General features: G+C 35.3%; 15 protein-coding genes. 6 read left to right on the top strand and 9 right to left on the bottom strand.

Translation table 11 applies throughout. The annotated features are described in order from the left end of the window. Positions 1–11: 11 nt before the first annotated feature. Positions 12–419, bottom strand: coding sequence for a hypothetical protein (locus tag QP953_RS01955; protein WP_052598110.1), 408 nt, complete (start codon positions 417–419; stop codon positions 12–14). A 173-nt stretch (positions 420–592) separates the two neighbouring features. Here QP953_RS01955 and QP953_RS01960 point away from each other — a divergent pair, with 173 nt between their 5' ends. From QP953_RS01960 to QP953_RS01975, 4 genes are all read left to right on the top strand, one after another. Beyond that, the gene (locus QP953_RS01960; RefSeq protein ID WP_052598111.1) at positions 593–2,053 is read left to right on the top strand and encodes a hypothetical protein; all 1,461 of its coding nucleotides are present in this window, start codon (positions 593–595) and stop codon (positions 2,051–2,053) included. Positions 2,054–3,069: 1,016 nt separating this feature from the next. Next, positions 3,070–3,570, top strand: coding sequence for a hypothetical protein (locus QP953_RS01965; protein WP_309553791.1), 501 nt, complete (start codon positions 3,070–3,072; stop codon positions 3,568–3,570). A gap of 300 nt (positions 3,571–3,870) precedes the next feature. Next, the gene (locus QP953_RS01970) at positions 3,871–6,663 is read left to right on the top strand and encodes an outer membrane beta-barrel family protein (RefSeq protein WP_309553792.1); all 2,793 of its coding nucleotides are present in this window, start codon (positions 3,871–3,873) and stop codon (positions 6,661–6,663) included. A 217-nt stretch (positions 6,664–6,880) separates the two neighbouring features. Next, positions 6,881–9,580: an outer membrane beta-barrel protein gene (locus QP953_RS01975; RefSeq protein WP_309553793.1), complete on the top strand. Its 2,700-nt coding sequence runs from the start codon at positions 6,881–6,883 to the stop codon at positions 9,578–9,580. Here QP953_RS01975 and QP953_RS01980 read toward each other — a convergent pair. The 3 genes from QP953_RS01980 to QP953_RS01990 form a co-directional block, all read right to left on the bottom strand. Further along, complete coding sequence (locus QP953_RS01980) at positions 9,570–10,280, bottom strand: response regulator transcription factor (protein ID WP_052598121.1); 711 nt, start codon at positions 10,278–10,280, stop codon at positions 9,570–9,572. The genes QP953_RS01975 and QP953_RS01980 overlap by 11 nt on opposite strands. Beyond that, the gene (locus QP953_RS01985; protein ID WP_309553794.1) at positions 10,277–11,797 is read right to left on the bottom strand and encodes a HAMP domain-containing sensor histidine kinase; all 1,521 of its coding nucleotides are present in this window, start codon (positions 11,795–11,797) and stop codon (positions 10,277–10,279) included. The genes QP953_RS01980 and QP953_RS01985 overlap by 4 nt, the downstream gene beginning before the upstream one ends. Positions 11,798–11,867: 70 nt before the next feature. Then, entirely contained in the window at positions 11,868–13,241 is a 1,374-nt protein-coding gene (locus QP953_RS01990; RefSeq protein WP_156039817.1) for a hypothetical protein, read from the bottom strand. A 387-nt stretch (positions 13,242–13,628) separates the two neighbouring features. Here QP953_RS01990 and QP953_RS01995 point away from each other — a divergent pair, with 387 nt between their 5' ends. Both QP953_RS01995 and QP953_RS02000 read left to right on the top strand, forming a co-directional pair. After that, positions 13,629–14,402 (top strand): GLPGLI family protein, encoded by a 774-nt coding sequence (locus tag QP953_RS01995; protein ID WP_052598125.1) that lies wholly within the window; start codon positions 13,629–13,631, stop codon positions 14,400–14,402. A gap of 100 nt (positions 14,403–14,502) precedes the next feature. Further along, the gene (locus QP953_RS02000; protein WP_309553795.1) at positions 14,503–17,313 is read left to right on the top strand and encodes an outer membrane beta-barrel protein; all 2,811 of its coding nucleotides are present in this window, start codon (positions 14,503–14,505) and stop codon (positions 17,311–17,313) included. A 127-nt stretch (positions 17,314–17,440) separates the two neighbouring features. Here QP953_RS02000 and QP953_RS02005 read toward each other — a convergent pair whose 3' ends face one another. The 5 genes from QP953_RS02005 to QP953_RS02025 all read right to left on the bottom strand — a co-directional run bounded on the left by QP953_RS02005 (position 17,441) and on the right by QP953_RS02025 (position 24,537). Beyond that, entirely contained in the window at positions 17,441–19,534 is a 2,094-nt protein-coding gene (locus QP953_RS02005; protein ID WP_309553796.1) for a penicillin acylase family protein, read from the bottom strand. Between the two features lie 118 nt (positions 19,535–19,652). Further along, a complete protein-coding gene (locus QP953_RS02010; protein WP_309553797.1) occupies positions 19,653–20,102 on the bottom strand; it encodes an SRPBCC family protein in 450 nt (149 codons plus the stop codon). 228 nt (positions 20,103–20,330) lie between these two features. Then, complete coding sequence (locus QP953_RS02015) at positions 20,331–21,104, bottom strand: AMP nucleosidase (protein WP_052598134.1); 774 nt, start codon at positions 21,102–21,104, stop codon at positions 20,331–20,333. A 278-nt stretch (positions 21,105–21,382) separates the two neighbouring features. Further along, positions 21,383–23,140, bottom strand: coding sequence for a gliding motility-associated C-terminal domain-containing protein (locus QP953_RS02020; RefSeq protein ID WP_309553798.1), 1,758 nt, complete (start codon positions 23,138–23,140; stop codon positions 21,383–21,385). 122 nt (positions 23,141–23,262) lie between these two features. Then, complete coding sequence (locus QP953_RS02025) at positions 23,263–24,537, bottom strand: pitrilysin family protein (RefSeq protein WP_309553799.1); 1,275 nt, start codon at positions 24,535–24,537, stop codon at positions 23,263–23,265. Positions 24,538–24,567 lie beyond the last annotated feature (30 nt).

Genomic DNA, 24,567 nt, shown 5'->3' on the forward strand with positions numbered 1-24,567 from the left:
AATATTGAGTTTTATTGAAGATCGGCATCGGTAATGCTAAGCCTACATTCGCAGCTGCCATTTTTACCAGGTTTGATAACTTGATATATCCAATTGGCATCTAGTGTGAGAGGAAAAGAAAGGCTTAATGAGCTATCGGTTGCAATACTAGTCCCTAAACTATCCATACAGTAGGCTATTGGGTAATATTGGCAATCTTCATATTGACGTAAGGAGCCTCCTATGTCATGATCTACATCCAATACATAGCTGGTATTACGAACAACTAAAATGCTATCAAATGTATTGCAAAAAGCGGTGTCTAAATTGATTAGCCAAATGTCTTGATTCGAATTATTGGTGATAATTCGCTTACAATCAACACTTGGGTCACAACTGATTAATAAAAAAAACAAACTGATTAAGACTATATATTTCATAGATATAGATTGTATGGATGGCGTTTTTGTTGAATGTTGCTCTAACGATTGTAAAAGTAGGTTGGATAAATCATGATAACAAATTTAAAATTCGGATTTGTGATAAAATATAGTACAATAAGAAGCGTATAAAAAATAATAAAGTATTGAAAACCATTGAAATAATACAGCTTATGACCACCAGTGAATTGAAACACTTTGAAAAGAAAGTGCTCCATTCACACAAAAGAGCTTCTCTAAAGCGACTCTATGCTTATTTGAAGAAACATCAAAAAGTGGATAAAGAAATGGCTTTTTTTAAGACGTTTAATGCTCAGTATACTACTAAAAAAGATGCGTTGTTTCGAAATGAGTTAAGGTTGTTAAATCGAGAATTAGAGCTTTTTATGGTGGAAGAAGTTTGGCGCAAAAATCTGCGTATCAACTCAGATGAAACACAGCTGAGTTTGATGACAATTTATTTAGAACGAAAGGAGTTTTCTCTTTTTGAGCAGATATGGAAGAAGCTTTATAAAAAAGCCGTAGCAGAATCCTTATATTCCTTAAAAGTTAAGTTGATCAATTTGTTTTTTAGTTACAAAACAGCTTCATCAGAAGTTAACACTGCTTTGTATGAGGAGCTAAAATTGCTTACGGAAGAAGCCTTAAAAGCTACAGTTGCTCAAATGGAGATTGATTACAAAGAGTTAGAATTAAAAGATGCTTTTATTCAAGGCAATTTGTATGCCTTGAGCGGGCAAAAGTATGATTTTCGACGGGGACCTCATTATTATAAAAGAGAGAACTACTTGGATAGCGATACTTTAGTTGATTTTTTGGATTATAGAATTCAAAGTTACTTCTTAAGCGGAACAGAAAAAATTAATATCCTTCAAAAGGCTCTAGCATGCGCAGAACCATTGCTAGCTCAATACCCCAAACACCCTACTTTAAAACATTCAATTACAATGGTAGAAATAACGGTTGGACTTGAATACTTTTTGCTGAAAGAATATCAAAAGGCAGATGAGTTGTATGTTCGTGCCTTGAACAAGGCGCAGATGTTGTCCACGCCCAAAAAGGCAGCCGTTTATTTTAATTACATTTCAAACTTGATTTGTTTGGAAGCTTACAATAGAGCGATCGAATGGTACGAGTCGAATGAAGGAGCGTGGAAAAAGGTTCCCCAAGTTATGTACCGTATACAATATATGTTATGTTGGGCTTATGTGATGCAGGGAGAATATCAAAAACCTATGGATATGCTTTTGGAACACAACATTCAACAGCGCCCCGAAAATGATTTTGTCTATGCTCGGTTGCTCTTGACAATCTTGTATTATTCTAGAAATGAATTAGAATTGGCTGAAAGAGAAGCGTATAACTTAATACAAAATCATAGATACAAAACGCCAAGAGAAGAGGTTTTTATCGCATACTCAAAGCTTATTTACCAACATATACAAGCTATTTATATCGTAGACGAAGGAAAACAAAAAGAGAAACTAACAGAGATTCAGGAAAAACTAGATGCGTTGTTTCAAAATAACTTTAGTTCTGCTTCTACAATGATGTATCGTTGGTTGAATCGACAAAATGAGCAAGCCCTTACTAAGCGTGGAGGCGAAAATGAAAATGAGCCACCTTTTCCTTGAATTGTATTTAAAAAGTGTCCTCTACACCTGAATCTTCTATAGCACCATTCAATGCTTCTGTATCTTGTTATTGGGTTATTTGTCACAGGAATAAACAAAGGGGAGGACAAATGCGAAAATACCCAAGTAATCTCTCATAAAGTATTTTTAAATTTATATGTTAATGTAAATAGTTAGCATAGCCTTTTGATGTATTTTATTCGTTTTCTATATCATCAATAGTTCGTTGAAACCACGCAGTAGCAGCGAAGCTAACTAAAAGCGCAGCGCTCACGAAGTAAACTTTATTAGTTTACTTCGTGAGTGCTGCGCAGTTGATAATCAATAAGTTGTGTATTTATTGCATTCTGTGTTAAAATTTTGATTATCAAGCTAATATAAATGTGTTTTTTTGTTTTTTTTGTAAAAAAGTAAACAACTAAGCGATAGCGATCTCACGACCGCAGGGAGCTAATCAACGAACTACTATATCATTAGAAAGAAGCCTTAATGGAGTGCTATAAAATTGACTGCATAGACAATAGGTTTATATGTATTATTATAGTATGCAAGGTGAAACTACAGCGGTTCTAACGATAAACGGAATTATATTTAATTTTGCCATAAGTCTGCATTTATAGGACATACGAGTCAAAATAGAGTGCTAAAATCGCAAAAAAAAGACCTGAAAAATCCCTAAAACAAGGGCTTTTAGAGCATTTTTTAGACATTATTTTGGGATGTTAAATTTTATAGTTTCCTTTTGAAACTTCGCAAGTATCGATAGGCACTGATTTATGAATTAAATAAATATAATTTCAAATGTCGTTAGTTTCGCTGGTGAAACTATTAACCATGTCAATTGGTTGGATACCTGTGTAGCTCCCGATGATAAACGAGTAGCAGGCTTTTCTATACATGGATTTTCTAGCAGAAATTGTATAACAAGCCTATATTTGCTTATTTTGTGGCTCTAAATATGGTAAGAGTCAATGATTCAATCATCACGTTTAATTATTAATAAATCAATAAGTTATATGAGTAATATCGTGCGTTTCTTTATGTCTACTGTTTTTATTTTTGTTGTGTTAATATCTTGTGAAACAGATCCTTGTGAAGGTGTGTCTTGCGATAATGGCGTTTGTGATGCGATTTCTGGAGAATGTATTTGTAGTCGAGGATACCAAACAGATCTGAATGGAATTTGTACGGTAACATGGACAACAAAAATGATTGGTTCTTATACTGTATCGGATAGCTGTATAGGACCCAATGCAGGAACAACTACCTATAACAGTACCATTGCTGCGGTAGATGAGGCTAATTTAACCTTATCTAATTTGGGTAATACAGGACGTACAGTGCCTGCCACACATACGAACTTTACTAATTTTGAAATAGATTGGAAAAGTAACGACACGATTTTTTCAGGAACAGGAACTTGGGTAGTAGATACTTTGATCCGAATTGAATATATGATCAACGATACGACCAATCAACGAATAGATACTTGTTTAGCAACTTACACTAGGTTGTAAATTGAGGGTAAATGTCAAGCAATGAATGTGACAAGGGCGTACTGCTTTTGTCACATTTTTTGTTGAAGGTGTAACCTATTATAATAATTCGTATTAATAGAGCAGCGCCTTAAATTCCACGATATAATTCGCTGAATAGATGACCTGTAGTTCTTAAAGTTTTGTCAATGGAAGGCAATTAATTTTATAACAATTAAAAAAATTGTTTTTTGCAAAAAAAAACAATGCCTACAATGCTAATAATAAGGCACTTTTGAACAAAATCTATGCTCACAGATTATCACCCAAAAACAAAACAAAATGTCAACTCGAACTATTTCTTTATTCGTTTTTCTTCTTTTTAGCCAAATACTATTCTCACAAAAAACGCATAGCATTACAGGTGTTTTGCAAGATGAGAATGAAGCCCCTTTGGTTGCGGCAACCGTAGTTTTGATGAACAAGATTGATTCTTCTTTTGCTAATTATGGACTGTCTACAGATAATGGAAAATTCAAATTAACAGGGGAAGCAAACAAAGAGTATCAACTTCAAATTAGCTATGTTGGATATGCTGCTTTTATAAAAGACATAACACTAGACAAAGATTATGACTTAGGAACAGTAGTACTAACAGAGGCGACCAATATGCTTGAGGCAGCTCAAATAGAGGCAGAGCATATTCCCATTCGGATGAATGGAGATACACTGGAATTTAACTCTGCTGCGTTTAATGTAGAAGCACACGATGATGTAGAGAAGCTATTGGAACAAATGCCAGGTGTTGAAATTGAGGAAGATGGAACCGTTAAAATCAACGGAAAGAAAGTAGAAAAAATATTGGTGGATGGCAAGGAGTTTTTTGGAGAGGATGTTAAGGCTGCCCTAAAAAACTTACCAGCAGACGCCATCAAAAAGGTAGAGGTATTTGACAAAAAAACAGACCAAGAAGAACTGACAGGTACAGATGATGAGAACGAAAGTAAAACGATCAACTTGACCTTGAAGGAAGACAAAAAGGTTGGTTATATGGGGAATATTGAGGGGGGATATGGTTATTATCCTGACAATCATTATTATCAAGGCAAATTAGGGATCAATTATTTTAACCCTAAAATGAGAATTTCTATTATTGGCGCTTCTAATAATGTCAACAAGGCTGGCTTTTCATATCAAGACTTTCAAGGAATGACAGGTGGTTATGATAATTTTATGTCTGGTTATTCGGGCATGTCGATTGGAAACAGTTGGAACGATCCTGTATTGAGCTTATTATGGGGCAATACTTCTGGAGAAACTCGGGCTATTACAGGTGGTTTTAATGTGAACTTTTTCATTTCAGAAAAAACAGAGTTAAGTGCTCATTATATGTATACCAATGCCAATAAGTCGATGTTGACCAAAACATTCCGTCGGTCTATTGCTCCCGAAAATTTTTATACCACCAATAGCCAAAATAGTCAGTTTTTGTTAGCACAACGTCATGTTTTTAATACCAAATTTTCTCATAAGTTTGACAGCACACAGGAAATTCGTTTGCGTTTAAAAATGAAGTATACTGATTCGGATGAAGACAATGACCGATATTCTGAAACACTGGGAGGAACCGATAGCTTAGAGAATGATATTAATCAGAATTCTCGAAAAGATGAAGTGGGAATGGGATTAATTTCTAATCTTCATTATCAAAAAAAATTACCTAAAAAAGGACGTTCTTTGTGGGCAAATGTAGCAATAGCATTGGCTAATAATGGCGATATCTTTGATAATTTTTCACAAACAAGATTGTATCAAAACCAACAAATAACAACGATAGACACTTTAAATCAAAATCAAACTTCTGCCAATGATAAGCAAGTGTATGGAGCTGAATTTGCTTATACAGAACCTTTGGGAGATAAAAATCATTTTGAGTTTAAACTAAGAGCTGGGTTTAGTGTAGAAAATAACGACCGCAAGGCATATGATATCAAAGAACAGGTAGAAGTACTTAATAGTGCTTTGACAGATTTGTATCAAAAAGAGTATAATTTTCAAGCATTCACAACGGATTTTAAACATCAAGGAGAAAAGGTGTCGGTGAAATTATCAGCAGGAATACAACGCAGCGGACTTAAGGGAATCTTGGCTTCGAGTGCTACGGTCATCAACCAAACGTACTATTATCCTGTTGGTCATGCGAACTTCAAGTACAAATTTACAAAAAGCAAATCGTTGAATCTTAATTACCGAACGAATGTACAAGAACCCAATTTAAATCAATTGCAGCCCATGCTGAATAACCAGAACCCACTATCTATTGGTTTGGGAAATCCAAATTTGATTCCTGAATATAGACACAATGTGTGGTTAAGTTATAACTTATGGGATCAGTTGACATTTACATCTTTATATGTTTCTTTATATGGAAATCTAACACAAAACGCCATTACTAGTAAACAGACGATTGACGATAACTTTAGAAGAACCTACCAACCTGTCAATTTTGGAACAAGTTCTAACTTTGGATTCCACTTTGGATATAATGGTGAGATTAAAAAGATAATCAAATACAATATACGAGGAGGAGCTGGCTTGGGACAACAGCCAATTTTGCTGAATGAGGAAGCTTCAGAACAATTGAACCACAATTATAATTTGTATGCATCGTTTGGAAATAAAAAGAAAAAAATAGTTGATTTATCTATTTCGGCAAGAGCAAACTTGAATAACTCCTACTATTCACAGAACGATGCACTGAATGTTACGTCGCTCACGCATAGTTATAATGCAAAAGTAAGGGTAACAATTGCCAAGAAATGGCAACTCAAAACGAATTTTGAATATACTATTTTTGACGACTTGGGCTATGGTGAAAGCTTTGCTATTCCTATTTGGTCGGCAAGTGTTGGCCGTACCTTTTTTAAGGGAGACCAACTCAAAATTGAGTTGAGTGCAGAGAATATACTCAACGAGGCTTTCAGAATTAATCGCTACAATTGGGGAGCTAATATTACAGAGACTCAAACGAACCTATTGGGACGTTATTTTATGCTTTCTGTATCGTATAAGATTAATAAGATGGGAGGAAACCAACCATCACCAGCAGGAGGTGGGTTAATTCTTCTTGAATAAGTACAAACCTATCAATAGGCTAGTTGAGTGATCAAATCAGCTTTATAGGCAAAAAATAAACGTATTTTTTGCCTATAATTTTTAGATGATTGCTGTACTCAAAAAAACAATATCAGTTCATAAACAACGCAGTTAACATAAAAAAAACCTAAATTTGAAGTTTTAAAAAGTTCCGTGCAGCACCCTGTTTAGCACTAGCATTTTATCTTCCATCTTTATGAGACCATTTATCTTCTGTTTGTTTCTATTTTCTTTTTTTTATCCATCCTTACATGCGCAAAAAACAGCAAGCATAAATGGGAGTGTTGTGGACGAAGAAGGACGACCTCTGATTGCCGCTACGGTTGTTTTGTTGCATTTGCCCGATTCTAGTTTTTCTTCGTATGGTTTGACCAACGACGCTGGAAAATTTCAATTATCAGCTAAGAGGGATAGTACGTATTTGTTGCAAATAAGTTATTTGGGTTATCGTGCCTACTCCAAAACATTGTTACTCGCAACAGATACTTTGTTAGGAGTTGTGAAAATGGAGGCGGCAAATACTTTGTTGGATGGGGTAGAAGTTACAGCCGAACACCTTCCTGTTCAGATGAAAGGAGATACACTGTCTTTCAATTCTGCCGCATTTAATGTTCGGACACATGATGATGTAGAAAGCTTATTGAAACAATTGCCAGGCTTAGAGATTGATCCCAATGGAGTGATTACCATGAATGGCAAAAAAGTAACCGAAATCCTAGTAGACGGGAAGACTTTTTTTGGTGATAATGCTCAAGCTGCTCTTAAAAACTTATCCGCAGATGCGATTAAGAACATCGATATTACCGATACCAAAAAAAATAAACAAGGAGTTGAAACAACAGAGGATGAAAAAACAATTGATCTCAAACTCAAGGAGTCTGCTAAAACAGGGTTAATAGGAAATGTTGAATTGGGATATGGCTACACGTTACCGCCAAGGGTTGTGAAAAACTTGCCTGCGGAGTTGGGAAACCATCGATACAAAGGAGTGGTAAGCCTTAATTATTTCAACCCTAAATTTCGCACAACCCTGTTTGGTAATATTAACAATGTGAATGAATCAGGGCAAATAGATCCCGTGGGTGATATGAGGGGGGCTTCTAATAATTTGCGCCCAGGAATTATTCGATCTATAACATCTGGAATGAATATGAATATCTTTGCTTCTGAAAAAACAGAGTTAGGGTTGACGTATTATTATAATAATAGTTTGACAACCATTGAAAGAAACAGTTATAGAGAATCTGTATTGCCCAACAATGAGTACATAAGAAATAGCATAGAGCAAAACTTATCCTATCCACAAATGCATTTTTTATTTGCTAGTATCAAGCATCAAATAGATTCTTCTCAGCAAATAAGTTTTCGATGTCGGACAAGATACCAGATTGGAGGCAACAAAAGATCCATCAATGAGGAAACATTAGGAAGCAATGACTCTTTGGAGAATAGACTTAACCAAGCCTATGTCTCCGAGTCCATGCGTTTTTCGATTGCTCCTTCTTTAAATTACCAAAAAGAATTTCAGAAAAAAGGTCGAGAATTGGTTGTTAATATAGCCTCTGATTTTACTTTTAATAATAACGATTCTGAAAACAACTCCTTAACAGAGTTGTATAATGACAATGGGGTGTTAAAGGTTGTGGATACGTTACAACAAGAACAAATTGGTATGGGGGATAAACAGAATTACAATGGAAATATAACGTTTCGAGAACCAATTGGAACATCCAATAAGTTGTACTTTAAGCTCTTGGGAGGAATTAAAAACGAACAGAATGGTCAAACTGCTTATGATATAATGGGGCAGCAACGAATTGAAAATACTGCTTTTTCAGATGCTTATTGGAGGCATTATAATTATCAAGAACTAAATATTACCTTCAAACGAAAAGTAGAAGCTTATCAGCTAAACATTGGTTTGGGTGTCAAGCGAAGTGCCTTAGAAGGTGTCGTAGCTTCCGCTTCAAGTCCAGTTATTCAAGCGTTTTATTTCCCAACAGGTAACTTTAGATTTCGGTATTACATCTCCAAAAGCAAAAAAATAACATTGACCTATCGGACTCGTTTTTCTGAGCCTCAGTTGCAACAACTACAACCGATTATTAACAACCAAAATCCCTTGGTATTGAGAATAGGAAACCCCGATTTGCAACCTGAATATCATCATAATATTCGGATTCGATTGGATTGGTGGGAACAATTGACTTTTACCAACTTCTATACCAGTTTAAATTTTAACTTAACACAAAATACAATTATCCAAGCCCAAACATTTGACGAAAATCTTAGAGCTATTTATCAACCTATCAATGATGGTCTGACTTATCGAGCAGGGATACATTTTGGTTATAATACTATTTTCAAAAAACTACAAATGAAGGTAGCTTTGCGAGGAGGAGCAAGTCTAAATCAACGTCCTCTTATGTTGAATGGGATTTTGACGGAGCAACTCAATCACGATTATAATGCAAGCTTAACACTAAGTAATAAAAAGAAAAAAATTGTAGACATTTTAGCTACCGCCAAACTAGTAGTTGGAAATGCTTTGTATGCCAATAATAGTGAATTAAATGTTTCTTATATCAATCACAGTTACGCTGCGAAAGTTCGAGTAACGATTGCCAAAAAATGGAACTTGACCAGTAATTTTGAGTATAAGATTTATACCAATACAGGATATGGCGATGCGATTGCAGTACCTATTTGGACGGCAGGAATCAACCGAACATTTTTGAAAGACAATGTGTTGAAAATTGAGCTGATGGGAGAAAATTTACTTAATGAAGCTTTGCAAGTAAATCGCTATAATCAAGATGGTGTCATATCCGAACATCAATCGATTCTCCTAGGGCGTTATGTGATGCTGAAAATAAAATACCAAATTAAGAATTAGCTTTTTCTACTAAAAAATGATACCCAACTCCTCGAAGGGTTATAATTTTGATGTGTTTATCTTTCTTTAGATACCCCCGCAGTTTGGTAATATAAACATCCAATGTTCGAGAATTAAAAAAAGAGTCATCGCCCCAGACCTGATCCAATATATCTTGGCGGTTAATGGTTTGATTGATATTGTGGGCAAATAACTTGAGCAATTCTACCTCCTTGTGTGATAACGAAATGTTTTCGCCATCAAGGTGTTGCATACTATACTTATGGGTAAAAAAAGTGAAATCACCAATGCGGATTTCATAGTTGTTGGTTGCCTCAGTTGCTGTTTTTTTAGAGGTTAATAATAAAAGATTTTCAATTCGAACAATCAACTCCTCGATACTACAAGGCTTTCGGATATAGTCATTGGCTCCAATTTTAAAGCCTTTCAAAACGTCATCTGTTTGGTCTTTGGCTGTAAGATACAAGATTGGAATGGTTGGATTGGCTGCTTTGATCATTTGTCCAATCTCAAATCCATCCTTATTCGGTAGCATTATATCTAAGACGCAGATGTCTGGTTCAAAGGCAAGAAATTCTTCTTCGGCAAAGCGACCATCTCGAACCAAGCAAACCTCATAGCCACGACTTTCTAAACTTTCTTTGATGATTTTAGATAAAAAAATCTCATCTTCCACATAAAAGATTTTTATTGCGCTCATGTTGTTGAATATTTAGGAAGTGAAATAGTGAATTGACTGCCTTCGCCTTCTTGGCTCCGAACCGTAACCGTTCCGTGATGTTGTTGTATGATATTAGAAACATAATTCAGCCCCAAACCATATCCTTTGACATTGTGTTGATTCCCTTTGGGAACTCTAAAAAACTTGTCAAAAATTTGATTCAAGTATGCCTCAGGAATTCCAATACCATTATCACTAACAACAATATTAGTTTGAGTTGGCGTATTAAAAACCTCTATTTGAATTTGGGACGGACGAGCAGCTTTGTATTTTAACGCATTGTCAATCAAGTTGTAAATAACATTGGTTAAATGAATTTTGTCTGCACGTACCAATAAACTTGCTTCTTGAAATGAAATTTCTAACTGCGCATTTTCTTGCTCTAATTGTAGTTGCAACGAATTAGAAATTGTTTGCAACAATGGTGCAATTGGAAAAACTTCGTAGTTGATTTTTAGAGCATCTTGTTCAAACAAGGAAGTTTTTAAAACTTTTTCTACTAAAATGGATAATCGATTGAGCTCATTTTTAGAAATGGTCAAGTATTCTTTTGTTCGTTCGGGATTGTCTAGACCATTAAAACTTTCGAGGGCTTCTAATGCTGCCGATACTGTGAAAATAGGTGTTCTTAACTCGTGGGTAATATTGCTAATTAAGTCATTCTTAATGGTAACCAATCTATTTTGTTCCTTTAAGCTGTTTAGCATGTAGTAAAAAGAAGCGGTGATGACAGTTAATAGCAGCAGGCTCATGAAAATTTCCAACCACATTTTTTTTAAGAGAAAAAAAGCAGCATAATCGAGTTCCAGTCTATATTTTCCTCCTGTTGCTGTTTCTGTAAAAAAGCGATCGTTCATCATGTCTTGGGTATTAATAGAATCTTCAAGGGCATGAATTTGATAACGTATAGGCAATTGAGCAAGTTTTAATTCTTGTTCTAATTTAGAACTAACGAGATTGGTGTCTAGAGAGAATACTTCCAAAAATTGCAACTGACTAGATGAAATATTCTCAAAGAATGAATCGGAACTTTCAGAAACAAAGTCTATGTCTGTACTAATGGTAATTTGCGTATTTTGAGAGTCAATAGAATAAAAGCTGCTATCCTCTTGCTCGAATGTGATTTCGACATCTTGATGTTCTTGCTTGCTTTTGAAAATAAATTGCTTAGCACCTGTCTTTTTTTCAATGGTTTTGAACTCATGAGGAACGCTATCTCCAAATGTTCGCTTAATGATGGATTGGATGTGTTCTTGTTTGTCTGTAAAACTACTAGAATCTGTTACTTCAGAGATGGTTGCAAAAATTAGTTTGGAAAAACTCTTTTCCTCGATGCCTTTGATTGATTTTAGCCACAAAAAACTCACTTCAGTTTCCAATTCTTCTTGTTTATCTTGATAGATGTTTTGTAGCCAAACGCCTAAAAATGCAATCAAAAAAAGAAGGCTAATACTGAAGAAAATAGTCGATTTTTTATATTGTTTCTCAAAATTCATACAACAAGATACATAAGATATTAATGCCGTGTCGAATTTGTTAACCTTATTTAACCTTACTCAACTTGACTTAACGTTCGAGAATGTAGCGATTTTGTTGGCTATTGTAAACAAAGGTATGTTTTTCTTGCCCAGAAGTTTGTATCAGTTCTTTAACACCATCATTGTCTACATCTTCAAAATGAATGGTATATTCTAATCCGATAGGCGTGCCATTATTAGGGCTTGGAGTAGGAGGCTGATTGGTACAAGAGGTATAGCGATTTTTATGGCTATAAATTAATTGCCCAACTTTAGATTGAAAAGAGAGAATGCGGTACGTTTTGGTACAACCATTTTTTTCAGGCTGTATTTGCTCATCTATAATTTCGTCTATACCATCTCCATTGACATCGACAATATGTTGTGCAGAAAAATGCTCAGAAACGTATAAAATGCCTGCTATTTTCCATGCCAGACCATCACAAACGATTTTAATTGCTTTTCGCCTGACTGGACTTTGGTTATGGTGTTGAAATGTATTGGTATAAAAGAGATAATCAATTTGATCTTTATTAGAAAAATTAGCCTTATAGACCCCTTCAATATCAAAGTATTGTTTAGCATTTTTGTTGATGTGTTGATGTGCAAGACGAACGGCTGGATGCCGAATATCAATGACATTGTTCTCAAAAGCCAATGCATTGCAAGAGGCTTGTATCGGTTCTATAAACTGTTTGCTTCCTTGATGGTAAAATAGTTGAATGGAAGAACTGTCAATGCTTGCTTGTTGAATGACTGTTTCTTGAGAATGCCCTCCTTGAAATTTTTTTACAAATCGTTTCTCTATGATGTAAGGTTCTGTCGGGTGTTCTATTAAATTTAATTGATAACGGATAAACGGTAAACCCATAGATTGTTGATAAAGACTCCAATCAATATCTTGACAATGATGTTGTTCACTTTTTTGATACAAAACATCAAGGTGATCTTGTTGAAAGGAGGCAATAGCACAGCCATCAATACATTGTTGATTAACATAAGAAAAACTATAGACCAATTCCAATAGACCATCTCCAGTAACGTCTATAAAATTTCTTTCAGATAGATGAATACCAGGAGGGAGGTTGTCTTGTCCAACAATTTGCCACTGTGACTGTTGGCAAACCAATTTAAAGATTTGACGTTTGGTCGTTGTTCCTTTGGTTGTTTGTTCTTTTAGCCACAAAACACAATCCATTTGTTCCTTTTGAGAAAAAGCTCCTGTTATTACTCCTCCAATTTGAAGCCCTTGATGTTGTGTCGTGGAAATAATTTCTTGAAGCAACAGCCCCAACTCTTGTTCAGAAGGAGGAGTACAAGAACGCTGAGGAACCTGTCCCTGACTTAGCAAAATATTAGGAAAGTAGCTAAGAACAGTTGTTAAAAAGAAATAAAAAATAAATCGATAGAGACTTAATTTCATGTAAAAAAAGTTAATCATAAAGTTTACCTGTGACTAATAAACTACCTGTTTTTTAGTAGACTATCACCTAAGATACAAAGTATGTATTGAAAATAGTGCCAAGCCGTCTAAACTTGTTTTCATTTTTTAGTTCTCTGAAAAAATTTGCAAAAAATAAAGGTCTATAGTATCCCTAAAAATGCTGTTTTAACCTTAATTAACTTTATTCAACACCCCTTAACTTTTCTTCCCTCTACCTTTGTAAGGTCGAATAGCTGCACGAATTATAAACAAGTAGTTTGGCTATTCAATGGCTGTTTGTTGGCAAAATGATCGACACAAGATGCTCAAGAGTAAATTAAGCAGCCTACAGATAATTCAATCATAAACTTATAAAATCAACTAAGAATGAAGTCATTATTTGCAAGCGTACTTTTATTATTATTAATCAGTCCAGCTTTTTCACAAAATACAGAAGGAACCATCCATTATACAGAAACCATACAATTAGATATCAATTTAGAGGAATTAAAAAACCTTCCAGAAGAAATGAAGGCACAAATACCAACAGAGCAGTCTTCTCAAAATGTACTAACCTTTCATCCAGAGGCATCTTTGTATACCAATAGTCCAGAAGAGACAGAGCAAGATATATCCTATCAAGATGGGGATTCAGATATTGATTTTGAAATAAAAATGGAAGTTCCAGAAAGTGCTTATTTCTACAACATTAAGAATCGATCTTCTATAGAAAGCCGAGAGCTATTTGGAAAAAAATTCCTAATTGGCGAAACCAAACCTGAAAAATGGAAAATAACAAAAGAAACAAAGGAAATATTGGGTTATACCTGTACTAAAGCTACCACAACTTCTTCAGAAGATGGAGAAACGGTAGAAGCTTGGTTTACTAATGCTATTCCTGTAGAAGTGGGACCTAGTAGTTTTCATGGGTTACCTGGTGCAATTCTAAGTGTCCGTATGAAAGATGGTACCTATAAGATTGATGCGACTAAAGTAGAATTTAAAAAAGTAGATCGAAAAGAAATTGTCGCCCCTAAAAAAGGTAAAAAAGTAACGGCTGCTCAATTCAAAGAAATTGTAGAACAAAAACAAAAAGAAATGGCGGATGAATATGGTGGAGATGGCAATATTATTATTCAAACCGAAACAATTGAACGATAAACCATAACCAATAATAGCTTGTGCTTTTGAGTGATAGATCATGCAGTGTAAAAGCTGCATGCTATCACTTTAATTCACCTTATCAATCCTCTTCTTAATTATGAAATGTATCTTTTTTACAACCTGCTTTTTATGCCTATCTTTTTTTGGGTATGGACAAAATTATTACGGATTATCAGCAACCTTGACAGATGAAAATGCAACAGAATTAGTTGGTGCAACGGTCTTGCTATTAAATTTACCAGACTCTACCATGGAGGAATATGCACTGACCAATGAAAAGGGAATTTTCAAAATAACAGCACCTAAAAGAACGAATTACCTGTTGAAAATTAGTTACATGGGGTATGAAGATTATGAAAAGATACTGGACTTGAACCAAAAAATGGACTTGGGAACTATTGTTTTGAAAGAAAAAAGTGAGTTGCTAGAATCTATAGAGGTCGTTGAAGAACGTATTCCTATTCGTATGAATGGGGACACGCTAGAGTATAGTGCAGATGCTTTTGAAACACAAGAACACGATAATGTAGAAGCGTTGCTAAAAAAATTGCCAGGGGTGCAGGTCGAACGTGATGGAACGATCAAGGCGCAGGGAGAAACAGTAGATCGAATCTTAGTCGATGGAAAAGAGTTTTTTGGAGATAATCCTGAAGTGGCAATGAAAAATTTGCCTGCTGATGCGATTAATAAAGTTCAGGTTTATGATCGAAAATCAGAGATGGCTGAGTTTTCTGGTGTGGATGATGGTGTTGAAAAAAAGACCATTAACCTAACCCTAAAAGAAGATAAAAAGCATGGTTTTTTTGGACACTTAGAAGGTGGATATGGTTACTCTGTTCCAGATCAGTTTGAAGCTACTTCAGAAAACCATCGTTATTTGGGCAATGTAAGTTTGAATTATTTTAATCCAAAAGTGCGCTTGTCTACCATTGGGGCAATTAATAATATCAATGAGGAAAGTTTTAGCTTTATGGATTATATTAATTTGATGGGAGGCATTCAATCCATGATGTCTGGTGGAAGCCTTAATTTGGAAATTAGTGAAGATGATCCTTTAGGAGCTTTATTGATGAATAATCAAGAAGGAATCGCACAAACAATTGGTGGAGGCGTCAATTTTAATTGGTTTATTAGTAATAAAACAGAATGGAGCACCCATTATTTTTATAGTATTCTAAATCGAGAAAAGGATGCGTATAATTTTTCGAGATCCGTCAATCTCAATCAGTTTTTTATTCGTAATAGTTGGCTTAATAGTACTGTTCAAGCAGGAAATCACAACCTTAATTCGACTTTTACGCATGAGTTTGACCCAACACAAGACTTAAAATTTGAGATAAGGTTCAAATGGAATGATGCTGCATCTAATCGCCAGACAAGAGAACAGAGTTTTGGTGGAAACAACCAGTTGCTTAATGAAATTGATCAAGGTTATAACCAAAAACAATTGGGATGGGGGTTAAACTCTAACGTACTGTATCGAAAAAAATTCAAGAAAAAAGGACGAGTATTAATGTCAAATTTGGTGTTTGGTTATAGCAAAGACAATCAAACAAGTACCAATATTTCGACAACTAATTTGTACAATGATGGTGGTAGTTTACAATTGGTCGATTCTCTGAATCAGGATCAACTGGTGCTGGGCAATCAGCAAATTTATGGAGCTGAATTTTCTTTTATAGAGCCGCTCGGTAAACGAAACTTTTTAGATATTAAGTTGGTCGGAATGTTGAATTTAGATACAAAAGATCGGCAAGTATATGATATTGAGCATGGAAATAATCTAATCAATTCCGCATTGAGCAATCTATTTCAAAAAGAATACAATTACCAAACCCTAACAGCACGTTTCCAACGGAATCAAAAGCCCTATACCATTACAATAGAAGCCGCTTTGCAACGCAGTTTCCTCAAAGGAATTTTTACCAATGGTCAAGCTGATTTAGCAAGAACTTATTATTATCCATTGGGCGCAATTGCTCTAGATTATAAAATTAGTAACTCAAGTAATTTGGATTTTCGTTATCAAACAAGGATAAAAGAGCCTCAAATACAACAGTTACAACCAATTATTAATAATAATAGTCCTTTAGCTTTGTATATTGGTAATCCTAATTTAAATCCAGAGTACCACCACGAAATAGATATTCAATACAACTTATTTGAACAATTCTCATTTACTTCATTTTTTGCAAATGCTTCTTTTACAGTATTACAAAATCAGATTGTAGACAATCAGGTAATTGATGAAAACTTGCGAATACGTTACCAACCAGAAAATACAACGGTGGGATATCAAGGGCGATTGTACTTGAGTTTTAGTCGACCAATCAAAGTCTTGGGAATCAAGTTTAATATAGGAGTAAATGCTGAAGTGAATCAACGAACAAGTCAAATTAATGCAGTTGCTAACGAGGAGTTGACGCAGCGGTATACATTTAAAGCAAGTTTAGAAAATCGTAAAAAGAAAATAGTTGATGCAATCGTTGGAACTCGAATAGACTTCAATAAAAGTGCGTTCTCAATTAATAATTCACTCAATACAAGTTATCTCAACTATGTTGCTTATAGCGATGTAAAAGTGACTATTGCAAAAAAATGGAACATCAATACAAGTTTTGATTATAAGATATATGCTGACCCTTCTTTTGCGGAGAACATATACATTCCAATGTGGTCAGCGGGAATTAGCCGAACGTTTTTAGATGCCAACCAATTAAAAATTGAGCTACGAGTATTTAATATTTTAGATCAGCAACTATCTGTTCGACGCATTAGCCAGAATGATATGATTTTGGAGAGTAGAGCCAATACATTAGGACGTTATATAATGCTCTCTGCTCGATACAAAATCACACAAGTAGGAGCTAAAAATCCTGATGATGGCATTCAGTTGATTGAGGAATAACTAGGGCGTTCAGAAAGGAGTAATACTTGGGTTGACATGATATTCTTTTAATCAGTTATAAACAACAATTGGTGACTCTATTATAATGTCTAACAATGGAGTCACCAAAGTAGTTTTTTTATTTCAATTACTGAGGATGATAGATTTTTTTAGCGGTTTCTAAAATGGTTGTCTTATTAAGACTCATTACCTTTGTTTTTTGTTGTAAATACAAATCCATTTGATCGTTGTAATGCGGACTTTCTGGGCGATTAGAAGCACCGTAACAATTGATGCTTTCTATTTTTTCAACACCATTTTTGTTATAAGTGGCAAAAAGAATAAACGATTCTCCTAAGTCACTTTGACGCATACCTTTTTTCCAAGGGACTGTATACATGGCTGCAATAGATTCACCAACGCCCCCAACAGGTTCTACTTTAGTACCTCGAACATGTTTTTGCAAATCACCTAGTTCTATCTCTAAGCTTTTGAAATGCTTTAAAAGATATTTTTTAGCATATAGTAAGGCATCGGCAAAAGTCGCTTCTTCCATTGTGCCTGGAATATCAGAGAGTCCTCTTTCGCTTCTATAATCAGAAATATAAATTGTAGAAAGAAGAAAGATAGCTGCTTGTTTGTTGTGAACATCTGCATTGCCATCCCATTTGGAAAAAACAGCAATAATATCCGCAATTTTAGGATATTTCTTTGGAGATAAGTGTCTAATCAAATCCCAATTTTGTATGGTTCTCGTATAGAGCGGGAAACGATGTTTATAATCGTATTTAATTCTTTTAAAATCTTCATAACTCAGTTGATCGTATTGTGCTATCAAATCCTTAAATCGTAATTGTCTAGGGAGATTTCCTGTAATGTATCCCATCGTTGGGTTGTAGTCCGCAGGATTAGGATTGTCAGCATCTGCTGTAGAATTAAAACCTGTTCCATTCATATGAAATACATATCCAGAGGGAGGGTTTTCTACCGTTAGAATACTATCCATGGGCATGAAATTGGGTGCCCATAGTGTTGCTGAGGTATCGCCAGGAACTATATTTTTCCAATTATAATTGGGATTTCTATAAGGAAACAAACCATTGTCAACAAATAAAATATTGCCTTCCTTGTCAGCGTATGTCGTACTAATGCTAGGCTGCTGCTGAAGGTTGAGTGCTGCTTTAAATTCGTCTAAATTAGTTGCCTTATTCATGTGGTACCATTGCTCAGGAGCACCAATAACCATATTAGAAGGAAAACGCAAGGCATAAAAACCAGTTTTGTTTTTAACAACAGGACCGTACTTGCTCCAATAAAATTTTTTTCTAATGCCAAACTTAAAAATCCAAACTTTTACAGTTGCTTTCCAAATACGTTCTTCTAAATCCAACCATTTTCCATCCAGTTGATATTTTAATTTTTCTTTTGGGTGCATTTTTAGTTCAAAAACATCCGAATAATCGTTGTAATTGACACAGTGCGTCCATCCCAAGTGCTCGTTGGTGCCGACAAAAGGAGTAATACCACCGCAAAATGTTGCTCCTGTAAAATTCCAACCTTCTTCGGTATGGATGTGGACTTCATACCACGATAAGTAAGAGCGAAGTGGTTGATGAGAATTAGAAACTAAAAAAGTTTTGCCTTCTTGTGTTTTGTGTGGTGCAATAGCAATCCCATTTGACCCCGCACTCAAGTTTTTTTTATTGCTAGAAGTGATGGGCTCTAAGTTATTTTCAAATAAACGACCTAAGTTAAACTGAATATTAGAAATCAAAGACGTTGAAATATTGTAGGCAACGGCAATATCTTTGGGTGTAATTGGAAATAATTTCTTGTGTCTAATTTCTTTAGGATGCAGTTCGGCATAACGATTGACAGCACTGGCATAAGCTGTTAGCATTTGCTTGAATTTGGGCGAAAAAGTAGTTTCGTACTTTTCTTCAACGACCTCCCTAGATTTTATCAAAAAGCTAATAGCATCAAATAAAGCGCCTTCTTTTCCTAGTACAGCTCCAAATATTCCTTTGGCAGCTAAAAAAGGTTCTTGGACTTGTTCAAAGTTATCTTCACAGTGAGCCCAAGCTAGACCATAGGCTGCCTCAACATCCGTTTGGGTAAAAATATGAGGAACGCCCCATTCATCTCGTGCTATTGTAATATTATTCAAATCAACAGGAGCTACCGTTTGCCCAAAAGATAAAATAGTGAGGCCACAAAGCAAGAGCGTGCATGCAATTCTCATTCAAATCGGGAGATTAAAAGGTTAAAGAATGGTGCGATATACTTGATTAGAAGATTAAAAGAGGAATAATAGTAATGTATTGACTCAAATCTTCTAATCAAGTATAGTATTAAGAGGGCTAGTCCTCTTCTTTGGAAATTTCTTCAGCAAATTTTTTAAAACGCTCCATCGTTAGTTCTGTTTGTTTTTTGAAAATGCCTTTCATTGCTAAGGCGGCATATTTCATAAGACCACTAAATTTGAAGTTGTTCTCCATAATCCAGCGAGTTTTGTTGGGAGCAATCTCTTTGAAATTATTGGTGACGGTATTGGTAACACCATCAGAGTCATAACGCAATACAAATTCATCTGGAATATTGCGTTTCAGAATAGTTTCTTTCATGACAATTTCTTTTACAACCATGTTGTAACGAATTTCGGCAGTAGCCCCAACATGACCTATTTCGCCAGATAGGGGAGTAAAACTGATAACATTAGGTTGCCATTTTTTTAAATTATCAGGATTCTCAAACAACTCTAGTAATTTCGCAAAAGAGATATCAACAATAATTTCTATATGGAATTTCATTTTATTAATGTAGTTGCAGGATTTAAGAACAATGCGTTAAATCCGAGTTTATAAAAACATTTTTATACAAAGTATTAATCAATAATACTCCGTTGATTTTTTGACGGAGTAAGGAACAAAACAAAGTTAGCGAAATTTACCACAATGCATAAAAAATGGACATACGGTTTTATCCAGATGTCCTTAGTGAATCGTAATGGTGTCTAATACGTTATAGCACCGTAAAACTTAGAAATGCAAATGTTTAACAGTTAATCCATTATTAATTAATTGTTTTAGTGATTGTATTCCAATCTCTAAGTGCCTGTTAACGAAATTTTTTGTAACAGCATTATCACTTTGTGACGTTTTGACACCTTCAGGGGTCATTGGCATATCAGATACTAATAATAATGCCCCCGCAGAAATTTTGTTGCGAAAAGCTGTGATAAATAAAGTTGCCGTTTCCATATCAATAGCCAAACAACGAATGGCTCGCAAATAATCTTTAAATTCCAAATCGTGTTCCCAAACTCGGCGGTTGGTGGTATAAACTGTCCCTGTCCAGTAATCTAGGTCATTGTCACGAATAGTGGTAGAAATTGCTTTTTGTAAAGCAAAGGCAGGTAGTGCAGGAACTTCTGGTGGGAAATAATCATCTGACGTACCTTCTCCTCTGATGGCAGCAATTGGCAAAATTAGGTCGCCTACTTTATTTTTATCACTTCGCAATCCCCCACATTTTCCTAAGAATAGACAAGCTTTGGGGCTAATTGCTGTTAGCAAATCCATTATTGTAGCAGCATTAGGACTTCCCATACCAAAATTGATAATTGTAATTCCATCTGCGGTAGCTGTTTGCATGGCTTTGCCAAAACCTTTCATTTCCACATTGTGCATCTCTGCAAATTCTACCACATAGCCGCTAAAGTTGACTAAGAGAATGTATTCACCAAATTCTTCTAGTTCTGTGCCCGTATATCTAGGCAGCCAATTATCGACAATCTCTTTTTTTGTTTTCATATGTATAATTGTTGTGTGTTATTATCTTCTCTTTTTTTATAATAAATAATAAACTAGCAATTTACAAATGATTGAGGAGAAAAGCAATAGAGGAGAGTGATAAAACCTTAAAATTTATGTGAAGAAAGGTTTAGAATATTAATAAAATTTTGAAGAAAAAAAAGGAACTTTTATTAGAAAGAGTTTATTGAGAACTTACTTTAAGTTAAAGTATAAACTAGATGAAATTTTAGATAAAGTAATTGGATCGAAAGAGATTAAAGAGAAAATAACCGCCCCTACCGCACCAGCATCACCGTTCCACGACGTTCAATCCAAGTACCGTCAGGTGCTTGAAATCGAATCAAATACACATACATACCCATTTTGAGCGATTGCCCATCTTTCGTGCCGTCCCATCCATCATACAGATCGTTGGTTTCAAAAATTTGTTGACCATAACGATCAAAAATAAGCATAGAGTAGTTGTGAATGCTACGACTAAAAACAATCAGAGGACGAAAAGAACGATTTTTTCCATTGGGAGAGACCGCATTGGGAATTTGAATATTAGAGCCTTGAACCGCACAGCCTCTATTGGATTGACTTTGAGTAAAAGTGGATTGACCATTCGGAAAACTTAAGCTGACATTGGCAATAACAAAATAACAATTTTCTGCCTCATTTTCATTGGTTACATCCAAGACGTCTGTATAGGAAAGAGTCGTAGGAGGTAAAATAGCAATGCGTTGAGGAGAATTGCCCGTATATTTGTACAACCAATATTCTTGAACCGTGCCATATTCCAATGTATTGGCGGTCCAAGTAATATGATTTTCAAAGTTTTCTAAAGCCTCTGCTTCTAAGAAGATGGTCTGCCCTAAATTACTAGTAACAATATGTCCACAAGCATCTTCTGTTTGAACTTGGTAATAATAACTGTTTTTGTAAGGTTCTACTTGATTGTCTGTAAAACCATTGGCTACTGAACCGATGACAGGTAACGACAAGCGAGAGGATAATTCATTCCGATTTGTGCCACTCAAAAGGTTGCCACCAGCATAATCAACATCAGTATCCCATTCCCAACTGATGTCAATTTCATTATCATTTGTAACGGTTAATTTGGTTAAATGTAGAAAATCCATAGGACGGTTGACCCGAACATCAAAACGCAAGTGGTTAGACAGTGCCTGATTAGTCTTGTTTTTTTCTATTGCTCTGATTTGAAAAACTAAAATATCGTTGTCTTGCGCATTGTTATAATTATACTGTGTAGCCGTTCTAGAAAGCGTTTCCAGACGCTGAAAACCAGTGCCGTTTTTGTTCAACCATATTTCATAGTTTAAAACACCATCTTTCCAATTTTCATAGGCATTCCATTGGATCGAAATAGCACGACTGCAAGAATCAATTGTACCTTGAAGAACCATTGATGTATGAGGTCCTGTGGTTCCATCAACAGGGTCACCCAAGCCAAGAAGACTTTTGTTACAAGAACTGACAGCAATAATGGCATACCGTGCAAGCAAATCAACAGCAGTAACATCGGTATAAGTTGTTGTGGTGATGATGGTGCTAGCATTGGGATAGGGAAAGTAATTCCCTGAGCCATAAGGGTTTTCTTTGTATAGTTGATAACCAATAACTTCTGGGCTAGGGCTGGCAGACCAACTGATAACAGGAAAATTACCAACAATATTCACACTTAACAAATCAGGGGTAACTGGTCGTTGATTGCTAACCGTTGTAGAAAGGCTGGTTAATGTACCGTTACATAACATACCAACTTGATAGTTCCAAATTGATTCGCTAGGATTAGAATGGACAATATTGTTTGTTGTAACTGTATCTAAAGGAATAAATGGTCCTGTATTATTTTCTTGCCCCAAAATGACATAACCTCCAAAACCTGCACAGGGAGTCCCTTGCCAAGTAACGGAGTCTTGTCCCGAACCCAAGAGTAAACGAGCGCAAACTTCTGGTGCTTGCGCTTGTAGTTGTTGTCCTAAGTAGAGGCAAAAAAAGAGGCTAATAATAGTTTTTAGATACATCATTGGTTTTTAACGTAATAAATTCTTTGATAAGTAAGATGGAATGATACAAGAAGTCCACAACCACGCAGTAGCAGCATAGCTAAATACTAATGAATGAATCAAAGAACGAAATAATAAAGTTACTATTCAATAACAACTTCTAGTAAGTCCTCCTTGTTTAAATATTTTTGAGCCATCGCTTGTATTTGTTCAGGAGTAATCGTTTTGATGGTTTGAATAAATTTGTAATAATACGAATCATCCAAATCAGCTGTTACCAAACTTTTAAGGATACTAGCGACATTAAATACACCATCTAGGGCGGTTAATTGCATGCCCAACGTATAATTTCGTACCATTTCCATTTCTTGTAAAGGAATGGGACTATCTTGTAAACGTTCTATTTCGCGATATATTTCAGTTAAGGCTGCATCTTTAACATCTTTTCCTACATCGGTGTGAATATACCAGTAACCACTATAACGCAGTGTTTCTAAAGAAGAGTAAACGCCATAGGTATATCCATTTTCCTCTCGAAGGTTTTGCATTAACCGAGCTCCAAAGTATCCACCCAATACCATATTAAGCATATAAAATTGGTCACAATCGGGATGTTCTCTAGAAAAAGTACGTCGTCCAATACGAATAGAAGCTTGTAAGCTGTCGTCAGAAAGTACTTGATGAATTTTTTTTGGTAACTGCAACGAAGCTAATTCCCATTGTGGGGCTGGAGCAGTCGTGCTAGAAGGCAAACTACCAAAGTGTTGCTCTAACAACTCAATAATTGTTGTAGAAACCTTACCAGAAACAAAAATAGTGCAATTATTTGCAGTGTAATTGTCTTTGAAATGTTGTTGAATGCTAGTTAGTGTAACCTTGTCAAAAGAATCTTCTGATGAATTGTAGCCGTAGGGATGTTCAGATCCAAACAACTCTTCGGTGAACAAACGGTAAGCCACTACATCATTTTTTTGCAGTTGCACCTTTAAATTTTGTCGATTGCGTTTGAGTAATTTTGTCAATTCTTCGGTAGGGAATGCAGGAGTTGTCAACAACTCTTCTAGCATAGGAAGCAGCATTTTTAGATGCTTGGCAAGACAATACACTTGAATATTGACGGTGTTAAAACCATCGTATATATTTAAAGAAGCACCATAGTACTCAAAAAAATCAGCCAACTGCTCTGCATTGTGCTGATGACTCCCTGCTTTGAGCAGTTGAGAGGTAATACGAGCAATTAATTTTTCTTTTTCGCACCAACGTCCTGCCTTAAAAATAAGTTCTAGTTTTATAACATCTTGACTACCTAAACTAACTTCATAAACAGGAATTCCATTGCTTAATTGATGAACAATAGGACGATGTAAATTGAGTGTTCCAACAGTTTGTATATGAGGTGCTTTGCTGCGATTTATCATTCTTAATAATTAAAGTTTTGGCAAAGATAT

The sequence above is a fragment of the Aureispira sp. CCB-E genome, from assembly GCF_031326345.1.
GTDB lineage: Bacteria > Bacteroidota > Bacteroidia > Chitinophagales > Saprospiraceae > Aureispira.

Excerpts from the sequence above, each read along its gene's own strand:
- QP953_RS02015 (WP_052598134.1), bottom strand. The coding sequence starts at position 21,104 with ATGAAAACAAAAAAAGAGATTGTCGATAATTGGCTGCCTAGATATACG.
- QP953_RS02005 (WP_309553796.1), bottom strand. The coding sequence starts at position 19,534 with ATGAGAATTGCATGCACGCTCTTGCTTTGTGGCCTCACTATTTTATCT.
- QP953_RS01985 (WP_309553794.1), bottom strand. The coding sequence starts at position 11,797 with ATGAATTTTGAGAAACAATATAAAAAATCGACTATTTTCTTCAGTATT.
- QP953_RS02010 (WP_309553797.1), bottom strand. The coding sequence starts at position 20,102 with ATGAAATTCCATATAGAAATTATTGTTGATATCTCTTTTGCGAAATTA.
- QP953_RS01965 (WP_309553791.1), top strand. The coding sequence starts at position 3,070 with ATGAGTAATATCGTGCGTTTCTTTATGTCTACTGTTTTTATTTTTGTT.
- QP953_RS01995 (WP_052598125.1), top strand. The coding sequence starts at position 13,629 with ATGAAGTCATTATTTGCAAGCGTACTTTTATTATTATTAATCAGTCCA.
- QP953_RS01990 (WP_156039817.1), bottom strand. The coding sequence starts at position 13,241 with ATGAAATTAAGTCTCTATCGATTTATTTTTTATTTCTTTTTAACAACT.
- QP953_RS01960 (WP_052598111.1), top strand. The coding sequence starts at position 593 with ATGACCACCAGTGAATTGAAACACTTTGAAAAGAAAGTGCTCCATTCA.
- QP953_RS02020 (WP_309553798.1), bottom strand. The coding sequence starts at position 23,140 with ATGATGTATCTAAAAACTATTATTAGCCTCTTTTTTTGCCTCTACTTA.
- QP953_RS01975 (WP_309553793.1), top strand. The coding sequence starts at position 6,881 with ATGAGACCATTTATCTTCTGTTTGTTTCTATTTTCTTTTTTTTATCCA.
- QP953_RS01955 (WP_052598110.1), bottom strand. The coding sequence starts at position 419 with ATGAAATATATAGTCTTAATCAGTTTGTTTTTTTTATTAATCAGTTGT.
- QP953_RS02000 (WP_309553795.1), top strand. The coding sequence starts at position 14,503 with ATGAAATGTATCTTTTTTACAACCTGCTTTTTATGCCTATCTTTTTTT.
- QP953_RS02025 (WP_309553799.1), bottom strand. The coding sequence starts at position 24,537 with ATGATAAATCGCAGCAAAGCACCTCATATACAAACTGTTGGAACACTC.
- QP953_RS01970 (WP_309553792.1), top strand. The coding sequence starts at position 3,871 with ATGTCAACTCGAACTATTTCTTTATTCGTTTTTCTTCTTTTTAGCCAA.
- QP953_RS01980 (WP_052598121.1), bottom strand. The coding sequence starts at position 10,280 with ATGAGCGCAATAAAAATCTTTTATGTGGAAGATGAGATTTTTTTATCT.